This is a genomic window from Bradyrhizobium sp. dw_411, assembly GCF_018449695.1.
GTDB lineage: Bacteria > Pseudomonadota > Alphaproteobacteria > Rhizobiales > Xanthobacteraceae > Bradyrhizobium.
This window is the reverse complement of record NZ_JAAVUY010000013.1, coordinates 100,006-118,232: the sequence shown is the minus strand read 5'-3', so window position 1 is coordinate 118,232 and position 18,227 is coordinate 100,006. Positions and strand designations below refer to the sequence as shown.

The 18,227-nt window shown below is 61.7% G+C and carries 17 protein-coding genes; 13 read left to right on the top strand and 4 right to left on the bottom strand.

Annotated elements, in window-relative coordinates; all coding sequences use genetic code 11:
- Positions 1-11 precede the first annotated feature (11 nt).
- The 7 genes from HB676_RS22240 to HB676_RS22210 all read left to right on the top strand — a co-directional run bounded on the left by HB676_RS22240 (position 12) and on the right by HB676_RS22210 (position 5,798).
- Entirely contained in the window at positions 12-797 is a 786-nt protein-coding gene (locus tag HB676_RS22240) for an SDR family oxidoreductase (protein WP_213740389.1), read from the top strand.
- A gap of 16 nt (positions 798-813) precedes the next feature.
- The gene (locus HB676_RS22235) at positions 814-1,908 is read left to right on the top strand and encodes an aromatic ring-hydroxylating dioxygenase subunit alpha (protein ID WP_213740387.1); all 1,095 of its coding nucleotides are present in this window, start codon (positions 814-816) and stop codon (positions 1,906-1,908) included.
- A 24-nt stretch (positions 1,909-1,932) separates the two neighbouring features.
- Positions 1,933-2,613 carry an HAD-IA family hydrolase gene (locus HB676_RS22230; protein ID WP_213740385.1) on the top strand — a complete coding sequence of 227 codons (681 nt, stop codon included), beginning with the start codon at positions 1,933-1,935 and terminating at the stop codon, positions 2,611-2,613.
- Positions 2,614-3,081: 468 nt separating this feature from the next.
- Positions 3,082-3,402, top strand: a complete 321-nt coding sequence (locus HB676_RS22225; protein ID WP_213740383.1) for a hypothetical protein — start codon at positions 3,082-3,084, stop codon at positions 3,400-3,402.
- 191 nt (positions 3,403-3,593) lie between these two features.
- Positions 3,594-4,472 carry a tetratricopeptide repeat protein gene (locus HB676_RS22220; RefSeq protein ID WP_213740381.1) on the top strand — a complete coding sequence of 293 codons (879 nt, stop codon included), beginning with the start codon at positions 3,594-3,596 and terminating at the stop codon, positions 4,470-4,472.
- Positions 4,473-5,090: 618 nt separating this feature from the next.
- Positions 5,091-5,564 (top strand): hypothetical protein, encoded by a 474-nt coding sequence (locus HB676_RS22215; RefSeq protein WP_213740380.1) that lies wholly within the window; start codon positions 5,091-5,093, stop codon positions 5,562-5,564.
- 42 nt (positions 5,565-5,606) lie between these two features.
- A complete protein-coding gene (locus tag HB676_RS22210) occupies positions 5,607-5,798 on the top strand; it encodes a hypothetical protein (protein WP_213740378.1) in 192 nt (63 codons plus the stop codon).
- A gap of 36 nt (positions 5,799-5,834) precedes the next feature.
- Here the strand turns inward: HB676_RS22210 and HB676_RS22205 are convergent, their stop codons facing one another.
- Positions 5,835-6,797, bottom strand: coding sequence for a tripartite tricarboxylate transporter substrate binding protein (locus HB676_RS22205; protein WP_213740376.1), 963 nt, complete (start codon positions 6,795-6,797; stop codon positions 5,835-5,837).
- A gap of 69 nt (positions 6,798-6,866) precedes the next feature.
- Positions 6,867-9,026 carry a carboxypeptidase-like regulatory domain-containing protein gene (locus HB676_RS22200; RefSeq protein ID WP_249780393.1) on the bottom strand — a complete coding sequence of 720 codons (2,160 nt, stop codon included), beginning with the start codon at positions 9,024-9,026 and terminating at the stop codon, positions 6,867-6,869.
- 200 nt (positions 9,027-9,226) lie between these two features.
- Here HB676_RS22200 and HB676_RS22195 point away from each other — a divergent pair, with 200 nt between their 5' ends.
- Positions 9,227-10,486 (top strand): serine protease, encoded by a 1,260-nt coding sequence (locus tag HB676_RS22195; protein ID WP_213740375.1) that lies wholly within the window; start codon positions 9,227-9,229, stop codon positions 10,484-10,486.
- Between the two features lie 61 nt (positions 10,487-10,547).
- Here HB676_RS22195 and HB676_RS22190 read toward each other — a convergent pair whose 3' ends face one another.
- Entirely contained in the window at positions 10,548-11,273 is a 726-nt protein-coding gene (locus HB676_RS22190; protein WP_213740373.1) for a phosphoribosyltransferase, read from the bottom strand.
- 9 nt (positions 11,274-11,282) lie between these two features.
- Positions 11,283-12,920, bottom strand: coding sequence for a PLP-dependent aminotransferase family protein (locus HB676_RS22185; RefSeq protein ID WP_213740371.1), 1,638 nt, complete (start codon positions 12,918-12,920; stop codon positions 11,283-11,285).
- 49 nt (positions 12,921-12,969) lie between these two features.
- On the opposite strand from HB676_RS22185, the gene HB676_RS22180 reads away from it, so the two are divergent.
- The 5 genes from HB676_RS22180 to HB676_RS22160 all read left to right on the top strand — a co-directional run bounded on the left by HB676_RS22180 (position 12,970) and on the right by HB676_RS22160 (position 18,210).
- Positions 12,970-13,491 (top strand): CinA family protein, encoded by a 522-nt coding sequence (locus HB676_RS22180; RefSeq protein ID WP_213740369.1) that lies wholly within the window; start codon positions 12,970-12,972, stop codon positions 13,489-13,491.
- Positions 13,488-14,480: a GTP-binding protein gene (locus tag HB676_RS22175; RefSeq protein WP_213740367.1), complete on the top strand. Its 993-nt coding sequence runs from the start codon at positions 13,488-13,490 to the stop codon at positions 14,478-14,480. The genes HB676_RS22180 and HB676_RS22175 overlap by 4 nt, the downstream gene beginning before the upstream one ends.
- A 135-nt stretch (positions 14,481-14,615) precedes the next feature.
- A complete protein-coding gene (locus HB676_RS22170; RefSeq protein WP_213740365.1) occupies positions 14,616-15,347 on the top strand; it encodes an orotidine 5'-phosphate decarboxylase / HUMPS family protein in 732 nt (243 codons plus the stop codon).
- Between the two features lie 2 nt (positions 15,348-15,349).
- Positions 15,350-16,810: an aldehyde dehydrogenase family protein gene (locus HB676_RS22165; RefSeq protein ID WP_213740363.1), complete on the top strand. Its 1,461-nt coding sequence runs from the start codon at positions 15,350-15,352 to the stop codon at positions 16,808-16,810.
- Between the two features lie 143 nt (positions 16,811-16,953).
- Entirely contained in the window at positions 16,954-18,210 is a 1,257-nt protein-coding gene (locus tag HB676_RS22160; protein ID WP_213740361.1) for an amidohydrolase family protein, read from the top strand.
- Positions 18,211-18,227 lie beyond the last annotated feature (17 nt).

Sequence of the window (18,227 nt, the reverse complement as noted above, 5' to 3'; positions counted from 1 at the left end):
AGAGAACCGTGATGAATGCCGCCGCCCCAGCGCTTGATTTTCACGGCCGTACGATCCTGATCACCGGCGCTGCGGGTGGGCTTGGGCTGGCGTTCGCGGAAGCATTTGCGGCGGCGGGGGCGGACCTTGTGCTCGGGGATATCGCCGCGGATGCGGTGAAGGGCGTCGCCGACGGTCTGGCGAGCCGTTATCGCGAGCAGCGCATCGTCGGCTTGCCGCTCGATGTGACGCAGGAGGAAAGCACCAGGCGATTTGCCCGGGAGGCCGCGCATGCGGTGTCCGGCCGCGAGCGTATCGACGTGCTCGTCAACAACGCGGCGATTTACGCCGGGTTGACCCGTGCCGGCTTCCACGAACTCGACCCGGCGGAATGGGACCGCGTGATGATGGTGAACCTGAAGGGGCCTTTTCTGATGGCTCGCGCGGTGCGGCCATGGATGCTCAAGTCAGGCGGGCACATCGTTAACCTCGCGTCGGCCACGGTCTTTAGCGGCACGCAATTATGGGCACATTACGTCTCCAGCAAGGGCGGCGTGATCGCTTTGACGCGCGTACTCGCCACCGAGCTCGGCCCCCACGGCATCACCGTCAACGCGATCGCGCCAGGAATTACGCTCACCGATGCCAGCCTTGGCTTGATCCCGGATGCGGCGAATTACGGCGCGCAGCGTGGCGCGATCCGGCGAGCGGCGATGCCCGATGACGTGGTCGGCGCAGCACTGTACCTGGCTTCGCCGCTGGCCGCGTTCGTTACCGGACAAACGCTTGTCGTCGACGGTGGCAAGCAATTCATCTGATAAGGAGGATACTTCCATGATGCAGATCGAGACTCACGTCGACCGCTTCGTCCGCAATTGCTGGTATGTTGCCGGTTGGGCGGATGAGATTTCAGCCGACAATGTCCTTGAGCGAACGCTGCTCGGCGAGTCGATCGTTTTCTATCGCGCTGCGGATGGCCGGATCGTTGCGCTTGAGAATCGCTGTTGTCACCGTGGTGCGCCGTTGCACGCCGGCCGACGGGAGGGTGACAGCCTGCGCTGCCCTTATCACGGTATGCTCTTCAATGCGGAGGGCCAATGTACCGAAATCCCGGGACAGGAAATGATTCCGCAGCGCGCTTGCGTACGCAGCTATCAGGTGACCGAGCGTGACGAATTGATCTGGATCTGGATGGGCGAACCGGCGAAGGCCGACCCCGGCAGGATCATCCGCTTTGAGTGGCACACCGATCCGGCGTGGCGCAAGAAGCGCTCCTATTTGCACTATCATGCCCCGTACACGCTCATCGTCGACAATTTGCTCGACTTCTCGCACCTGACCTATGTCCACAGCACGACGATCGGAACGCCCAGCACGGCGTCGACGCGTGCGCAGGTCGAGCCGATCGAAGGCGGCCTCAAGATCACGCGCCGTTATTACAACGACCGGATCCAGGCAAACCGAAGCAGCATCGCCACGTTCCAGGGGCCGGCCGACCGTTGGCAAATCTACGAATGGTTCGCGCCGTCGTTTGTGCGCTTATACACCGGCTCTGCGCCCGCCGGCACCGGCGCACATGAGGGGCGGCTGGTACCCGAGGCCATGCAGTACCGGCACTGCTCGGTCCAGACACCGGAAACGTCGACCAGCACCCATTACTGGTTCACGCATGCGGCGAACTTCAAGACGGAAACCTCGGAAGCGATCGACGTCGTGTTCGACGGCGTGAGCCGCGCCTTCAAGGAGGACAAGGACATCATCGAAGTGCAGCAGAAGGCGCTGCAGAGCGGCCGGCCCTTCCAGCCGATGAACATCGCGCATGACCAGGCATTGGTGCTGGCGCGGCGGCTGATCCAGCGGCTGCTCGATGAGGAGGCGCAGCCAGACGGACAGAAACCCGCGCCAGCGGCATTCGAGCTCGCTCAGTAACCGTGCTCGCCGAGGATTGTGTCAATGACTTCGCCTGAAGTACCGATAGCGCTTGTACTGGACTACGGTGGCGTCATCTGCCGAACCACCTTCGAACGTCAGCCTCAAATCGAACGCAGGCTCGGCCTCGCACCCGGCACCTTGCGCTGGCGCGGTCCGTTTGATCCCGACAATGACGAGTTATGGCGCGACATGCTCGCCGACCGGATCAGCGAGCGGGAATATTGGCACCGGCGCGCCGCTGAAGTCGGCCGCCTGGTCGGGGAGGAGTGGACCGTTCCGCGCATGTTGATGGCCCCCGCGCCAGACGATCCGATCGACGCCACGACGCGCCCGGAGGCGCTCGCCGCGGTGCGCGCCGTCCGTGACGCCGGGCGGAAAGTCGGCGTGTTGTCGAACGAGCTTGACCTGTTCAACGGTCCCGGCTTCGGCGCCAAGCTATTTATCATGAAACTTATGCACGAAATCGTGGATGCCACCTATACCGGCATCCTGAAGCCTGACCGGCGCGCCTATCAGGCTGCGGCGGACGCGCTCGGTGCGCCAATTGAACGCTGCCTGATGGTCGATGACCAGCCACGTAATATCGCCGGTGCACTCGCCGCGGGTATGCAAGCCGAGTGGTTCGATGTCACGCGGCCGGCGGAAACCTACACGCGTGTGCTCGCGCGGCTGGGCATCGACGCGGCGGAGAGTGTTGGCTGAGCACGAGCGAACGTGGCAAAAATCGAAGAGCGCGGGGCCGAGGTAGCGCGTTCAGGGCGCGCTCGTTGGGCGACCGGGCTACCGGTGCATTTCAAAGGCACGTCAAAAGCCAAGCAGCGCAAGTCCTACCCAGCTGAGCGCAAATGCCGAAGAAGCGATCGCGGCGACGGACGCCAGGGTAGCAATGGCTTTGACAGACGACATCACCGAACTCCATTTCAGAGGGTGGAGTTCTGGCGAGCGACTTTTGCCCAAACAAGGCAGGAATGGGTCGGCATCGATATTGAGTCCGAGTGTGACCGCCTTGCTACAGCGCCGGCATCGCTGCCGGTAAAATCATATTTGCGCCGCCTTTGTTAATCTCGCCGTTCATCTCGCCGAAACTGCATTTTAACCAGTCCGGCAGAACCGCGCCGGCTCGTGGCCCACAGTCATAATTGGCCCGCAATATCAGTAGAACGAGTACGGATGGGTATTGCGTATTTCAATGAACGGATGGCGGGGCGCGCCGCAGCAGCGCTGCTGCTGTTGAGCTTCTCGCTTGGCGGCTGTGCGACTTCCACGACGGGTTCATCGTTGATGGACGCGCGGGCCGAGGTCGTCGCGCCTGCGAAAACGAGCGGCTATCTCCCGGTGGAGGATATGCCGCCGGATCGGCAAACACCGACCCTGACCACCGACGAAACGTCGAAACTGAAGAAAGAGTTACTCGCCGCCCGCGACCGTCAGGCGGTGGCCGTTAAAGGCCGGGACGGCGCCAAACAGGCTGAGCCCATAAAGCCGCAGTAGGTCGGCTGTCATCGGCGAGGATCCCGCATCACGAGCGGCTTTCCCAGGGCCGCGAAGGGCTGGCGCCGGAGTGGATAGCGCAGCTACACTACCCCCCGGTTATTCCGCATCCGTGAACCAGCGCCATGCGGTCTTGAAGATTTCGATGGTTGAGGTCCAACCATATGCTCAGACGATGTTCTGTCGCGCAGATGCTCGCCATCGTCCTGACGGTTCTGGCTTGCGCCCCCGTCATTGCCGGTCCGCTCGAGGATGCCACCGCTGCTGCGGGTCATGGAGATTATCCGACGGCGCTGCGGTTATTCCGGTCGCTGGCCGATCAAGGCAACAGCTATGCCCAGCATCGGCTCAGTGCGATGTATGCGAAGGGCATCGGAGTGCCGCAAAACTATGCCGAGGCGATCAAATGGCTTCGCCCGGCTGCCGACAAAGGTTTGGCGATCGCCCAGAACGATATGGGGATTATGTATCGGCAGGGCTGGGGTGTGACGCAAGACAGTGCGGAGGCGGTGAACTGGTTTCGCCGCGCCGCAGACCAGGATTTCGTGGCGGCACAGAACAATCTCGGCGATATGTACGCCGTCGGGCTTGGGGTTCCCAGAGATTACGACGAGGCGGTCAAATGGTTTCGCCTGGCTGCCGAACAGGATTCTCCTTACGCGCAGAATATTCTCGGAATCGCCTATGAGAACGGTCTCTCCTTGCAGCAAAGCGACGCCGATGCGCTGGCGTGGTATCGCCGTGCTGCCAACAAGGTCTACGATTCAAGCCATCTGACGCTGATGCATAGCCCGCAATACAATCTCGCGGCGATGTATGCGTCGGGACGCGGCATCTCAAAGGACAACGTCCAGGCCTATATGTGGTTCACGCTGGCGGCGAAGCTTGGCGACATCAGATCGCCAGACCCGCTTGGCGTGGCTTCCTTCGGTTCATCGAAGGAAACGGCGCTGGAGCAGCGTGACAAGGTAGCTGCGCTGATGACCCGCGCCGAGATCGCCGAGGCCGAAAAGCTCGCCCGGGAATGGTCGCCGCATCCGGTAGTGTTCATCACACCGCAAGCCAGGTGAAATGAGATACCGCTAAACGAACATCCGGGGTCATGGTCGCCGTCGTGACAAGCGCGGCATTACCAGGCTTGTGAGCCCATCGCCGGCGCTATGTCTTGTGCGTCTGTTTGGACAGGGCGTCCAGTCTGGCCACCGGCCTGTCCGTCTGCCAAACCTCCACAGGGTGGTCGTCGACGAGCCGTCTCGCGGATTTGATGGCGGACTCGTCGTCATGACAATCCAGTTGAACCACGCCGATGGTTCGGTCGTGAAGCCCAACGATATATGCACAATAGACCGGCATCTTGGCCTCCAGGTAACGCGCAATGCCTCATCGGCGAATTTACGGAATTTCCACGCGCAGCAAGACACGAGAACACATCAACTGCGCGATCAGGATGCCGGACCATTCGTCGGAGGCGCACCACGATCGGTGAATGCTCGCCCGTAAAGATGACAGCGAAGGTGTATGGATTCGAGGGGATTCGGAGCGTAGTTTTCTAAAAGCGGAATAGTGCCTCACGGCGATCTTATGCGGCTCATATAAAACCGAGGCCGGGGCACTCTCGAAATTAAATCTCGTCAGGAAGATATTGGCCCATGTGAGTCAAGCAATCTCGCATGAAAACAGGTGATGCCATGTCTTCTGCTCAAATGTCTTCTCCTCAAATGTCTTCCGCTCAAATTGCCGCTGGCGACCGAATTGTCGATCCGATGCTCGCGCTCGCGGGCTGCTCAACGCGCCAACGCATCCTGGTCGCCGGCTCGAAGGGGATAGAATTGACGATGGAACTGCACCGGCGTGGATATTTGCTGGCGGCAGCCGCGGGCAATTGCGGCCGTCCAACCGGTCAGTACGATGTTGCGCTGGTGGATTGGCGCCGACGCACGCTTCACGCGCTTGAGCCGACGATGGATTGGCTGATGAACTTCCTCAGCCCTCACGCGGTGCTGGTGGTTTGGGTCGATGCTCAGAAGCCGGCAGCGAATGACAGCCTTCGCGCCTCCGTGGCGAAACGCGGCTTCGTGATCGTGCGCGGCGCCGTGCATGAATGCGGTTGCGCGATTCTGGCGCGACGATCGCAGGACTATCCGGTCCAACAGGCGGCATAGCGCGCCATCCGATGATCGGAATAGCCGCAAAAGGAAATCCAGATGGTCACGCGAAAAACACGACGCGCCATTATTCGCGAGTGGATGGCGCTGGCGCGCGAGAAACGGCAATCCGGCGGGCAGGCACTGGCTTTTGCAAAAACCATGCTCCAACGATACAGCCTGCCGCGCAGCCGCCGGACGCCGCACGACGTGATCATGGCATGGCTGCGGCCACGCACTGGACGCCCGTGAACTGGACGCCCCTGATGTGAGGCGGCCAGCCGCACTCTATTCGAGATGCATGCCGGACTTGGCGATCACCGTCCGGAAGATCGCCAGTTCGCTCTTCAATCGCGCCGCGAGTTCGCCCGGCGTGGACGGAATGACCTGCACGCCGCCCGATGCAAAGCGTTCTCTGACGTCGGGTGAATTGAGCGCCCTCACGACATCGGCATTGAGTTTATCGACGATCGCCTGAGGTGTTCCCTTTGGCGCGAACAATGCCGTCCAGTTCGACGCGTTGACATCCGCCACGCCCTGCTCCTGGAGCGTCCGCCATTCGGGATTGAGTGTTGATCGCTTGGCCGAGGTGACGCCGAGCACGCGCAAGGTCCCGCCCGCGAGATTCGGCGCGACCGACGAACTGGCCATGATACCGAGAGGCACCACGCCGGAGACAAGCGCCTGTACAGCGGGGGCGCCGCCTTTGAACGGCACGTTTTGCAGCTTCGTGCCGGTGCTCAGTGCGAACCACTCCAGTACAAGATGAGTGATGCTGCCGATCCCCGGCGTGCCGATGTCGACGGAGCCCGGATTTGCCTTGCTGGCGGCGATCACATCCACGACCGATTTGTACGGGCTGGCGCTGTTGGCCGCGAGCACGATCGGCGCATCGCTGACGCCCGTGATCGGAACGAGATCGCGCTCGACGTCATAGGGCATTTTCTCCATCAGCGCGGGGTTGAGCGCAACATCGCCGCCGCTGGCCATGACCAGCGTATAGCCGTCGGGATCTGCCCTGACGGCGGCCGTCATCGCGATCAGGCCATTGCCGCCTGGCCGGTTTTCCACGACGACCTGGTGGCCCCAATATTCGCCAAGTTTGCCGCCGACCAGCCGCGCCGCAATGTCGGTGATCCCGCCGGGCGCGTAAGGCACCAGGATGCGGACGGGCCGGTCCGGAAAGGTCTGCGCCTTCACGGGAGCCGCTAGGGCAACGAAAAACGCCGCGATGGCGAGGATTCGAAACATGGCGTACTTGGCTTTCCGCATTTCAGGAATGTCGGCGAGAGCGATTTCCGCTCTCGCCAATTTCGCCGGTCAGTGGGCGAGTGGATCGGGGCGAAGCTGCAGCCGCACCGCGCGCGGGCGATTGGCCGTTCCGCCTTCAAGGTGGAACATGGCTCGCGTTCCATAGGTGGTCCACAACCCGTTGCCCTTCCAGCCAGTGGAAGCATCGTCGATCCGGCCATCGACGTTCTTGGGAAAGAAGCCCATCGGGTAGGGAACGGTGAAGTTGATCAATTTGCCGTCGACCAGCGCGAAGATCGAACTGTTAAGATTGCCCATGATGATCGGCACGTTCTTCCCGAGACCGAATGTGTTGAACCAGTCGACCCAGACATAATAACTCGCCTCGGCACTCCCGGCGTCTTTCACGTCGCGCATTTGCGGGCCGGGCAACTGATACAGCGTCCAGCCTTCCGGGCAGTGTTGCCCGGTCGCAGTCGGACCGTTCAGCACCTTGCATTTGCGCCGGTCGAAACTGCCGACGTGCCCGCTAGCGAGCGCCGCCCAGTAAACGCCGTCGGCATCGATGTCGCCGCCACGCGGACCGTAGCCCGGCAGCGGCGGCTCATAAATCTCGGACAGAGCAGTCTCGATCGGGTTTGTGCCCAGTACAGTGCGCACGATCGCGCCGGGATAGCCGATCACGGTGCCCCAGACGGCCCCATCGCTGGGGCTGACGGCGATCGCGTATTCATTGACGGCGATGCGCTTGTCCTTGCCGGGCTCGACCGGTTTGTCGGGTTCGACATAGTCGCCCCGTTTGCCGTCCCCAGACGTGTCCACGATGAAGGGCGTCCATGCCTGCGACGCTTCCTCATCCTTGGTCTGTTCGAACTTCTTCACGTCAAGCCAGCCCAACACGGCGGGACCCACGACGCCGGCTGAGAAGAACAGCCTGTCGTGGTCGCGGGAGAAGGCGAGGTGGTGGGTGGGAAAGCACGTGCTGAGCAGCGTGAATTTCTGCGACGGCGGATCGTACATCGCGATATTGCGGTTCGACAGGTTGATCGGAAACGCCTTGGCCGAGGGCTGGCTCGATCCGGCCTTGCACCAGTCGGGGTTGGCCGGCGGACGAATCTGCGACGTGAGCCAGATCCGGCCTTTCTCGTCCATCATCGGATTATGCGTGATGGTCTGGCTGTTCCAGATCGCGTTGGGTCCCCATGATGGCGAGAAGCCATGCGGGCGCGCGGTGACATTCGGCGTGTTCGGATCGCGCACTGGAATTTGTACGCCGCTATCGGCGCTGGCGACGGGATCCAGCACCGGCATGAAGTCCGTGCTGTCCTCGGTAGACCCATAGAGTTTGCCCTTGGCATTCACCGAGGGGTCCCAGCGATCGGTCGCGACTTCGTCATGCAGATAGGCGGTCGGTTCGCTCCATTCCCATTCGGTGACCACGACGTTGCGCGCGATGCCTTCCGGACGCGACGGGGTCACGAACGGCAGTTCGCCTCCCGCGATTTTGTCCGTCCATTTGCCGAACAGTTCGAGCGCCCGCTGCGTACCGAGCTTGGTGATGTCACGCGCCATGAACGCCGACGCGCTTCCGGCCGTCAGCCGTTCCGCCCAGGCGTCGGCCGAGTCCTTGAACGTGCCGAGTCGCTTGCTGATGGTCCGGGTACCGGGTGTGCCCAGCGCATGACAGGATTGGCAGGCGCCGCTTTTGACGGTGTTCAACCATTCGCCCTGGCTCTTGATTTGATCGATCGGGAATTCGGTCTTCGCAGGTACCGATAGCAACGAAAACCAGTAGATCGGCGGATAATATTGCGCGGCGGCGGCCGGCGTCGGCGCGGGCACCGCCGTCAGGTCGAGCGTCTTGCCAAGGTTTGTCTGACCAAGGGTTACCGGAATTTTCACGGAGTCAATCAGCCCATAGCCGCGGACCCAGACCTGGTAATTGCCTTTTGGCAGATCCGGAACCAGATAACGGCCGCGATCGTCGGTGACGACAATCTTGGTCAATCGCGTCGGCGTATCCGTCGTCTCGGCAATCACCCAGACGCCGGCCTCCGGCCCCTTCGCACTGCGCACCACGCCGCCAAGATCGTTGTTGCCGACGCTCGCCGCAGCAGAGCTGCGCTGCTGGGCGTGGGCGGGTATCGCAGTCGTCGCCAAGAGAGCGATCGAAACAGCCGCCAACATCGAGGCCGCCATTGGCCGCCCCGCAAACATCTGAATTTTCATGGTGTCCTACCCCCGGTGTCGGAAGTAATTCTGACGCGCGGAAGCAATGTTGTCTATCGCGCAGAAGAATGGCCTCCATGCGTGCCGGTTCATTCTCCCCCGGCTATTCACCAAGCTCTTCCAAAATTGGAATGGCGCGTATTGACTCTGCCGGAGCCTCCGTCAAGTTGTAGACGTGTCGAGACACACCGGGGGCGGTTATGCGGCGTACTGTTTTGGTTGCTTTGAGTCTTGTGCTGGCGATTTCCGGTGCGCAGGCACGCGGGCCTTACGGTTCGCTGAATGTCGGAAATTGGAAGGGCGGTGCATTCACCAACGACACCAATGGGGAATTCACCTCCTGCATGGCGTTGGCTCCGTATAAAAGCGGGATCACGGTTTTCGTCATCGTTGGCGCCAATATGTCCTGGAAATTGGGATTTGCCAGCGAAAGCTGGAATTTGAATTCCGGCCAGAATTTCCCGATTGTTCTCACATTCGATGGGCAGCAGCCGTTCAATGTGCAGGCGGCCGTTATCAGCAAAAATCTGCTTGCGGTGGATATGCCTGACAATTCGGCCTTGATCGCTCAATTCCGCAAATCGAAAGCGATGTCCGCCTTTGCCCAAGGCCAGCTCTTTCAATTTGCAATGACCGGCACGTCTGTCCTGCTGCCGACACTGGTCAATTGTGTGTCGAAGGTGAAGGAGGTCGGAGTCGGTAACGTCGGGGAGTTCGTGGCGGTTGCTCCGAAACCGGCGGCAAAAGCAGTTGTGGCGAGCGCGGAAGAATCCGCTCCGCCTGCGCAGGCGGCGCCCAAGACGGGTACTCAAACCGGTACGGGATTCGTGATCAGCAATAACGGGCATATCGTCACCAATCAGCATGTGGTCGATGGCTGTGTCGGCGATATCATGGGTAATTTGAGCGGCGATGCGCCGGTCAAGCTGCGTCTCGTTTCAAGCGACGAAACAAACGATCTGGCTTTGCTTCAGGCGCCGAGTCCGTTCAAGGATGTCGCGACTATCAGGGACAAGGCGATCCGTCCCGGCGACAGCGTCACGGCCATTGGCTATCCGTTTCACGGGTTGCTGACGTCCGACCTCACGGTCACGACCGGGATCGTAAGTTCGCTGAGCGGCGTCCTGAACGATACCCGCTATTTGCAAATCAGCGCTGCGGTTCAACCGGGGAACAGCGGCGGCCCGCTGCTGGACAATGCCGGCCAGGTGGTTGGAATGGTTGCCGCGAAGCTGAACGCGTTGAAATTCGCCAAGGCGACCGGCAATATCCCCGAGAATATAAATTTCGCGATCAAGACCGGCATGCTCAGGGATTTTCTGGACAACAGCGTGGTGTCTTATCAAACCGCTGACGCCAAAAGTGAGCTGAAAACGTCCGACATCGCGCGCAACGCGAGGACATTCACGCTGCTGATTTCCTGCACGGCGGAACAGAGCGCGAGTGCAAAGAAACACTGATTGTTTAGCGCGGTTGGCGAAAACTCTGTCCGCTACTGACTTCTTCGGGTGATTTGTAATTTCAGGGAATAGCTGGCTGCGTCTCACTAAGCGGCATCCAGCCGGCGTCGCTGCGCTGGAAGAGCGGGCAGCCATATACCGCGCGGACCGCAAGCGGGGCAGAGAGTGCCGCGACTTCCGCTTCCCAGCGATTGGTTTGCTTCATCGCGACGATCATGCCGGCGACTTCGGCGCCGGCCTTGCGCAACAGCCGCACCGCGGCGACCGCTGTCGCGCCGGTGGAGATAGCATCATCGACCAGCGCGATCCGCCGCCCCTCGATCAGGGGCAACAGGTTCGGATCCAGCCGCAGTCGCTTGCCAGCCTCCGGGCTGGTGATCGAGACGACCGGCTCGGACAGCGCGTCGTCGTACCAGAATTTTCGCGAATACCCGAGCGGCACATAGCGCGATTGCCCGAGCCGCTCGGCCACCAGTGAGGCGAAGGCGAGGCCCAGCGTCGGCAGCCCGGCAATGATTTCGGCATCGAGCGCACGGGCCTGCGCGGCCATATGGTCCGCCAGCGCCGCCACAACAATGTTCGAGGCCTGGTTGGCAATCAGCGACGCGACGGCGCGATGGCCATCGGGCAATCGGCGCAGCGGCAAAACCAGGATGCGGCCGCAGGGCAGCGTGACCGGATAGCCGAAGCGAAACGGTGCCGTCGCCGAGAAGCGGGCAGGGACCTCTGGCGTCAGCTCCTGCCAATAGCCGGTGGTCGGTTCGGTGTAGGTGTTATCGGCGGTCATGCATCGCCATCAGCTTGGCGCCAGCGGCGAGCGCGAAAGCTGCGCGCTCCCATGCGTGATCTCGTTCGTCTTCAAAGCTTCCTCAAGACGATCTATACCCGCGCGGATCTGGTCTTCCGACAATGAGGCGTAGCCGAGCAGCAGCCAGTTCTGCTCGAATTGCGATCCGTCATATTCGTGGCCGCCGCCGGACTGCACGGTGTAGATGCCGATATTTTTCGTGCGGGCAATCGCCTTGATGTTATGGGCCGGGACGAACGCGGCGGGCAGTCGCCAGGCGATATGCGTTCCGGCTTCGGTACCCAGCAGATCGACATCGCCAAAACGCTCGCGCATCCGGCTGATCAGCGCGTTGCGCCGTGAAAAATAATGCTGCTGGCTGCGCCGCAGGTGCCGCATGAAGCCGCCATTCTGCATGAAGCGCGCGAGCGCGGCCTGTTCGAGCCAGACCTGGCCATTGTCCAGCAGCGCCTTGGCGGTCGCGGCGGCATCCACCAGATGTTCGGGAAAAATCGCAAAGCCGGTTCGCAGTCCCGCACCGAGCGATTTTGAGAAGGTGCCGAGATAGATCACGTGGTCGGGACCGAGCGCCTTCATCGCCGGCAGCGGCGCGCCGTCGTAGCGGAACTCGCTGTCGTAATCATCCTCGATCACATAGGCGCCGGTGCGTTGCGCCCAGCGCAGGATCGTCCGCCTCTTCTCAAGTGAAAGCGTCGCGCCCATCGGAAACTGATGCGAGGGCGTCAGGTAAACCAGCCGCGCGTCGGTGGCGGCGACGGCGTTGGCATCGATCCCCGAGCGGTCAATGGTGATCGGCCGCAGCCGCATGTGGTGACTCTCGAACAGATAGGCGGCGCCCTGGTTGCAGGGATTCTCCACCACGATCTCGTCGCCCTGAGAGGCGAGCAGGCGCAGCACGAGATTGAGCGCGAGCTGCGCGCCGGCAAGGATGACCACTTGCTCGGGCCGCACCTGAATGCCGCGCGTGCTGCCGACATGCTCGGCAATCTCGGTGCGCAGCGCCATCAGCCCGCAGGGGTCGCCATATTCGGTGAGGTTATGTCCCGCGGAAGCCAGCGATTGCATCACCAGCCGGCGCCATGTCTTCAACGGAAAGGCGCGCGGATCGGTGCGCTGGGTCCAGAAATCGATCGGGATACTGGAATTGTTCAGGATGCCGTGTTGCCGGCCGGAAAACACGTGGGCCCCGCGGGATTCCGAAATTTCGGAAAGATCCTCGGTGCTGTCGTTCGGCGTCGCGCCTACCGCCTGGTCCGGCAGAATGTCGGCAATGAAAGTGCCGACCATGGGGCGCGCGACCAGATAGCCTTCGTTGATCAGCCGCTCATAGCCGAAGATCACCGAATTGCGCGATACTTTGAGCTGGGCGGCGAGAATCCGCGACGACGGCACCGGCGAACCCGGCCGCAAAACCCCCGCCATAATCTGCTCGCGGATCCGCGTGTAGATCTGCTCCTGCAGGCTTTGCGAATTGTCGCGGTCAAGAGAAATCAGCACGGAAAACCCCAGGGCATCGGCGCCGCCAGCAAAGACGAAATTTGGCGTTGCGGCAAGCGGTCGGGCCGAAATGGAGGTCCAGTTCATGACCACTTTCTGGAACCAAGCCCACGCGCCAGTTGACTTCATGCTGCGCTAATATCCATCGTTCGATATCGAACAACTGCGAGAGGCCGACATGTCAACGATACTCAAGGACGGCGAGACGATTTTTCCCAGGGAATTGCTGGCGCTGGCTTCGGCCGCGCTCGAGGCAGCGAAGAAAAAGAATATTCGTCTGGCCGCCGCCGAAACCGTCACCGCTGGCCTTGTCAGCGCCTGCCTGACCTCGGTTTCCGGTGCGTCGCAGATTTTCGATCGTGGCTACGTGCTGTACCACGAGTCCGCCAAGGCGACGGGACTGGGTGTCGCCGAATCCGTATCGGCGCAACACGGCGCCGTCAGCGCCGAAGTCACGCAAGGCCTTGCGGAAGGATTGCTGTCGAATTCGGGTGCGGCAGTGACCATCGCCGTCACCGGTTATGCCGGCCCCGGCGGCGGCAACGCCAAGAACCCGGTCGGAACCATCTTTATCGCGGCCGCACGCAAGGGCGTTCCGATCCTGTCAGAGCGCCATGTGTTCCCCGGCAGCCGTGATAACGTCCGGCTGGAAGCGGTGGCTGCTGCCATCCGCCTGCTGCACAGACAAATCGACGCATGAACCGCATACCGCTCGTTCTGCTGACGGGATTTCTTGGCGCCGGCAAGACGACGATGCTCAATGGCCTGCTGGCGACGCCGGCGTTTTCCGACACCGCCGTGGTCATCAACGAGGCCGGCGATGTCGGGCTCGATCATATGCTGGTGGAGCAGGGCGCCGATACGGTGGTGATGCTGGAAGGCGGCTGCCTGTGTTGCCGCACCAAGGGGAGTCTTGCGCCGGCGCTGACCAATCTGTGGCGGCGAACCCGCGATGAAAAGCTCGCACCGTTCAAGCGCGTCGTGGTTGAGACCAGCGGATTGTCCGATCCCGCCAACGTTCTCGAAGACCTGATCGCCGATGCGTTCTTCAACCGGAATTTTGCCTTTGCCGGGATCGTGACTGTGGTGGACGTGCGAGCCTTTGCAGACACGGTGGAAAAACATCCGGAAGCGCGGATGCAGATAGCGCTCGCCGACCGGCTGCTGCTGACCAAGACAGACCTTGTGACAGCCGACGCAACGCCGACGGTGCAGCAGGCGCTGGCGTCGATCAATCCACACGCGGTCCAAGAGATCATCCTGCCGGATACGGCGACGATGGCGATGTTCTGGCCGGAGGTGCTGGATCTGCCGCGCGCGCTGATCAAGCCGGCGAATATGATCTGCTCGGGAGAGCCCGCGCCCATCGCGACCGCGTCGCTGGCATTCCGTGGGACCATCGAAAAGGATGCGCTGGAAGCGTGGCTCGATCACACCATCAATCTATTCGGCCCGATGCTGCTGCGGATGAAGGCGATGCTCGATGTCGAGGATGCTACCGGCCCGACCGTGCTGCACGTCGTGCAGGGCCTGCTGCATTCGCCTGATGATCTCAAGGCTTGGCCCGGCGACGCCCGGCAGAACCGTATCGTGTTGATCGGGCGGGATGTCGATGAGCAGATTTTGATGGATGCGCTGGCGCGGCTTGCGGCAAGCGTCAGGCGATCGGCGCTCAACCGGGTGGTTTGAGTGAAGACAACATGGCGGGAACGCGGTTGATGGTGCCGGCGTTCGACTGGTACCATCAACGCGATAGGGCGCGGACCTTGGGTAATGGGGGTGCGCCGGCCTAATCTTGAGTTTATAATTGACGGCGAGGATCTCATGGCAAAAGCGCTCAAGGGCGAAATGGGCATCGTGCCCGCGCTCGATATCGATTCACCCGAACATCTCGAACGGGTAGTGCGCGAAACGTCCAAACGCGAAGGCGTCGCCGGCTACAAGCTCGGCCTCACCTCGGTGCTACGCTTTGGCCTGACCGAATCGGTCCGCCGCCTGCGCGATCTGACCGATCTGCCGATTGTTTACGATCATCAGAAAGCCGGCCCCGACATGCCGGACATGGCGGTAAAATACACGGCGTTGTGCAAGGAAGCCGACGTCGACGGGCTGATTTTATTTCCCGTCGCAGGGCCGACGGCGGTGGATGGCTTTGTGGGCGAGGCGATCCGCGCCGGTTTGATTCCCTTCGTTGGGGGCGAAATTCCGGTTCCGGATTACGGTGTTTCCGGCGGCGGCTATATGCTGGACGATGCGCTCGATCGCATTCTGGTCCGCGCGGTGCATAACAAGGCCGATCATTTTGTGCTGCCGGCGCACGATACCGCCAAGATCAAGCGATGGTCGGCGTGGATCGCTTCAAACGTCGCGTCGCCGCTGGTCCTGCTGACGGGCTTCGGCGCGCTCGGCGGCAGCATCGAGACATCCTTCGCGGCGGCCGCCACCTGCAAGCGCCGCTTCGCCATCGTTGGCCGCCTCATTACCGGCAGCAAGTCTCCCGGCGATGCCGCCGCGCATTTGTATGAACAGATGCAGGCCGTGAAATCGGCGGCCTGATCGTGCCAGCCGCGCTTCCCAGGCTTCGGCTGACAGCTTTCATCGACGGAGCTTTTGTCGAGCCGGCGGGAACGGCTGAAGCGCTGCTGAACCCTGCTACCGGGGAAGTCATCGCCAGCGTAACGCCGGCAAGCTCCGAACAGGTGTTAACCGCGATCAATGCCGCACGCCGCGCCTTCGACGAAGGCGATTGGCCGCGGATGCCGGTATTCGAACGTGGCCAGATCCTGCGCGCAATCGCCGATGGCATCACGGCGCGGTCGGAAGATCTGGCGCTGTTGGAATGCGTCAATGGCGGCAAGCCGATCACCGGCGCGCGCCGGGAAGTCGCCGGCGCGGCGCGGGTCTTCAGCTATTACGCCGGCGCCATGGACAAGTTCTTTGGCGACACCATTCCGGTCGCTGAAAATATCCTGAACTTCACCTTGCGCGAGCCGCTAGGCGTTGTCGCGCAGATCACGCCATGGAATTTTCCGCTGCTGGCCGCCGCCTGGAAACTCGCGCCGGCGCTCGCCGCCGGTTGCGCCAGCCTGCTGAAGCCGTCGCCCTTGACGCCGCTGTCCACGTTGCTGCTCGCCGAGATCATCGCCGGCTGCGGCGTACCCAAGGGAATTGTCAATGTACTGCCGGGCGGCGCCGGGATAGGCCAGGTGCTTGCGGAGCATCCTGATATCGACGGCATTTCCTTCACCGGTTCGACGGCGGTCGGCATTTCAGTTATGCGCGCCGCCGCCGGGACCATCAAGAAGGTCGCGCTGGAACTCGGCGGCAAGAATGCCTGCATCGTGTTTGACGATGCGGATATTGCCAAAGCCGCCAGGAGCGCGGTCGGGGCTGCATTCGGCAACGCCGGGCAATCCTGTTCGGCGCGCTCGCGATTTCTGGTGCAGAAGTCAGCGGTTGCGCCCTTTACGCAAGCGCTGGTCGAGGAGCTCGGCAAATTGAAGCTCGGCTCGCCGCTTGATCCCGCGACCACGCTCGGTCCGCTGATTTCTGCTGATCATTGGAACAGGGTCGATCACAGTGTTCGCGCCGCGCAGCAGAGCGGAGCCACGCTGCTGGCCGGCGGCCATCGCCCCGATGATCTCAAGAGCGGTAATTTCTATCTGCCGACCGCTTTTGGCAACGTATCGCCGCAACTGCCGCTCTATCAGGACGAAGTCTTCGGTCCGGTGTGCAGCATCACGCCGTTCGATACCGAGGCGGAAGCGATCCGCGAGGCCAATGACTCCGCCTATGGTCTCAATGGCTCCGTTTGGTCGCGCGATATCGGGCGCGCGCTGCGGGTTGCCAAGAGCGTGCGCACCGGCATGATCGCGGTCAACGGTTTGCCAAGCGCCAGTTCCATGAGTGTGTTTGCGCCGTTCGGCGGCTATAAGCGTTCCGGCATCGGGCGCGAACTCGGCATGAGCGCACTGGCGTTTTATACCGAGGAAAAGACCGTGACGGTGGACCTGTCCTGAAGGCGCTTGGCGGGCATATAGGTCCGGCCTAAGTAGGCACTTGCGTGAGCGCGCAAGTGGACCCATGAATTTAATGGCCTTTGGCACTACGCCTTAATTTCGGGCCTGTTAGCCTTCCAGCTCGGTTACAAAGGACTGCGTGAATGCTCTCTGCGATTGTCGGTGGTACCTTGATAGACGGGCTCGGCGGCGATCCGATCCGTTCGGGTGTTGTCGTCATCGAGGACGGGAGAATAATTGCGGCGGGTTCCGAGAAAAACGTAGCAATTCCTTCCAAGGCCAGGCGGATCGACGCGAGTGGCCGCACGGTCCTGCCGGGATTTATCGATTGCCACGTCCACGGCACCTATCGGGCCCGCGACATGCGGCAGCATTTGTTGAATGCGCCGACCTACAATGTGCTGCGTTCCATCGACATCTTCCGCGAGACGCTGGCCTGCGGCATAACGACCGCGCGCGATATGGGCGGCGCCGATGCGGGCTTTCGCGCCGCGATTGAAGAGGGCTTGATCGACGGCCCGCGGTTGCTGATCTCGCTCGGCATGATCTCGCAGACCGGCGGCCACGGCGATTACTGGGTGCCGGCCGACATGCGGATTCAAAAACGCGCGTGGTTGCCCAACACCGTAGCTGACGGCGTCGAGGAAATCCGCCGCGTCGTGCGCGAATTGCTGATGCGCGGGGCAGACTTCATCAAGATTTGCGCGACCGGCGGCATCACCTCGATCACCGACAGTTGGGACGAACCGCAATTCACCATCGAGGAAATCCGTACCGCCGTTGAGGAAGCTGCCGCCAAAAAGCGCCGCGTCGCGGTTCATGCCGAAGGTATCGACGGCATCCGCAACGCTGTGCAGGCCGGTATTCACACTTTGGAACATGGCTGGTTCATCGACGAAGGCTGCGTCGACAAGATGATCGAGATGAACACGTGGTGGGTTCCGACGCTGGCACTGGTGCCGCTGTCGATGAAGAAGCGCGGTGACGACAAGTCCTGGGCCGGTCACCAGATGGGCCAGGAGGACGTCAAGGACCGGCAGATCTACGATTTGATGCAGGCGCAAATTCCGGTGTGGAAGGAAGCGGTGCGCCGTGGCGTCAAGGTGGCGATGGGCACCGACCAGTCGCATCGCCTGCTGGTCGGCGAGAACATGGTCGAGCTGGAGTTCATGGTGAACTGGCTCGGCATGACGCCGATGGAAGTCATCGTCGCCTCCACCAGCAAGGCGGCGGAATGCATCGAGCGTCCCGAGCTTGGCGCGCTGGCCGCCGGCAAGGTCGCCGACATTCTCGTGGTCGATGGCGATCCGTTGGACGATATCAAGGTCATGCAAGAACGCGAGCGGCTTCATCTCGTGATGAAGGCTGGCAAGGCATTCACCAATAAACTTTCATCTTAGGCTTTGAAGGATTGATC

Bases quoted from the DNA above. Each gene is read 5' to 3' on its own strand.
- HB676_RS22175 (WP_213740367.1), top strand. From the start codon at position 13,488: ATGAACCGCATACCGCTCGTTCTGCTGACGGGATTTCTTGGCGCCGGC.
- HB676_RS22235 (WP_213740387.1), top strand. From the start codon at position 814: ATGATGCAGATCGAGACTCACGTCGACCGCTTCGTCCGCAATTGCTGG.
- HB676_RS22190 (WP_213740373.1), bottom strand. From the start codon at position 11,273: ATGACCGCCGATAACACCTACACCGAACCGACCACCGGCTATTGGCAG.
- HB676_RS22225 (WP_213740383.1), top strand. From the start codon at position 3,082: ATGGGTATTGCGTATTTCAATGAACGGATGGCGGGGCGCGCCGCAGCA.
- HB676_RS22180 (WP_213740369.1), top strand. From the start codon at position 12,970: ATGTCAACGATACTCAAGGACGGCGAGACGATTTTTCCCAGGGAATTG.
- HB676_RS22230 (WP_213740385.1), top strand. From the start codon at position 1,933: ATGACTTCGCCTGAAGTACCGATAGCGCTTGTACTGGACTACGGTGGC.
- HB676_RS22170 (WP_213740365.1), top strand. From the start codon at position 14,616: ATGGCAAAAGCGCTCAAGGGCGAAATGGGCATCGTGCCCGCGCTCGAT.
- HB676_RS22160 (WP_213740361.1), top strand. From the start codon at position 16,954: ATGCTCTCTGCGATTGTCGGTGGTACCTTGATAGACGGGCTCGGCGGC.
- HB676_RS22215 (WP_213740380.1), top strand. From the start codon at position 5,091: ATGTCTTCTGCTCAAATGTCTTCTCCTCAAATGTCTTCCGCTCAAATT.
- HB676_RS22240 (WP_213740389.1), top strand. From the start codon at position 12: ATGAATGCCGCCGCCCCAGCGCTTGATTTTCACGGCCGTACGATCCTG.
- HB676_RS22220 (WP_213740381.1), top strand. From the start codon at position 3,594: ATGCTCGCCATCGTCCTGACGGTTCTGGCTTGCGCCCCCGTCATTGCC.
- HB676_RS22205 (WP_213740376.1), bottom strand. From the start codon at position 6,797: ATGTTTCGAATCCTCGCCATCGCGGCGTTTTTCGTTGCCCTAGCGGCT.
- HB676_RS22195 (WP_213740375.1), top strand. From the start codon at position 9,227: ATGCGGCGTACTGTTTTGGTTGCTTTGAGTCTTGTGCTGGCGATTTCC.
- HB676_RS22210 (WP_213740378.1), top strand. From the start codon at position 5,607: ATGGTCACGCGAAAAACACGACGCGCCATTATTCGCGAGTGGATGGCG.
- HB676_RS22200 (WP_249780393.1), bottom strand. From the start codon at position 9,026: ATGAAAATTCAGATGTTTGCGGGGCGGCCAATGGCGGCCTCGATGTTG.
- HB676_RS22185 (WP_213740371.1), bottom strand. From the start codon at position 12,920: ATGAAGTCAACTGGCGCGTGGGCTTGGTTCCAGAAAGTGGTCATGAAC.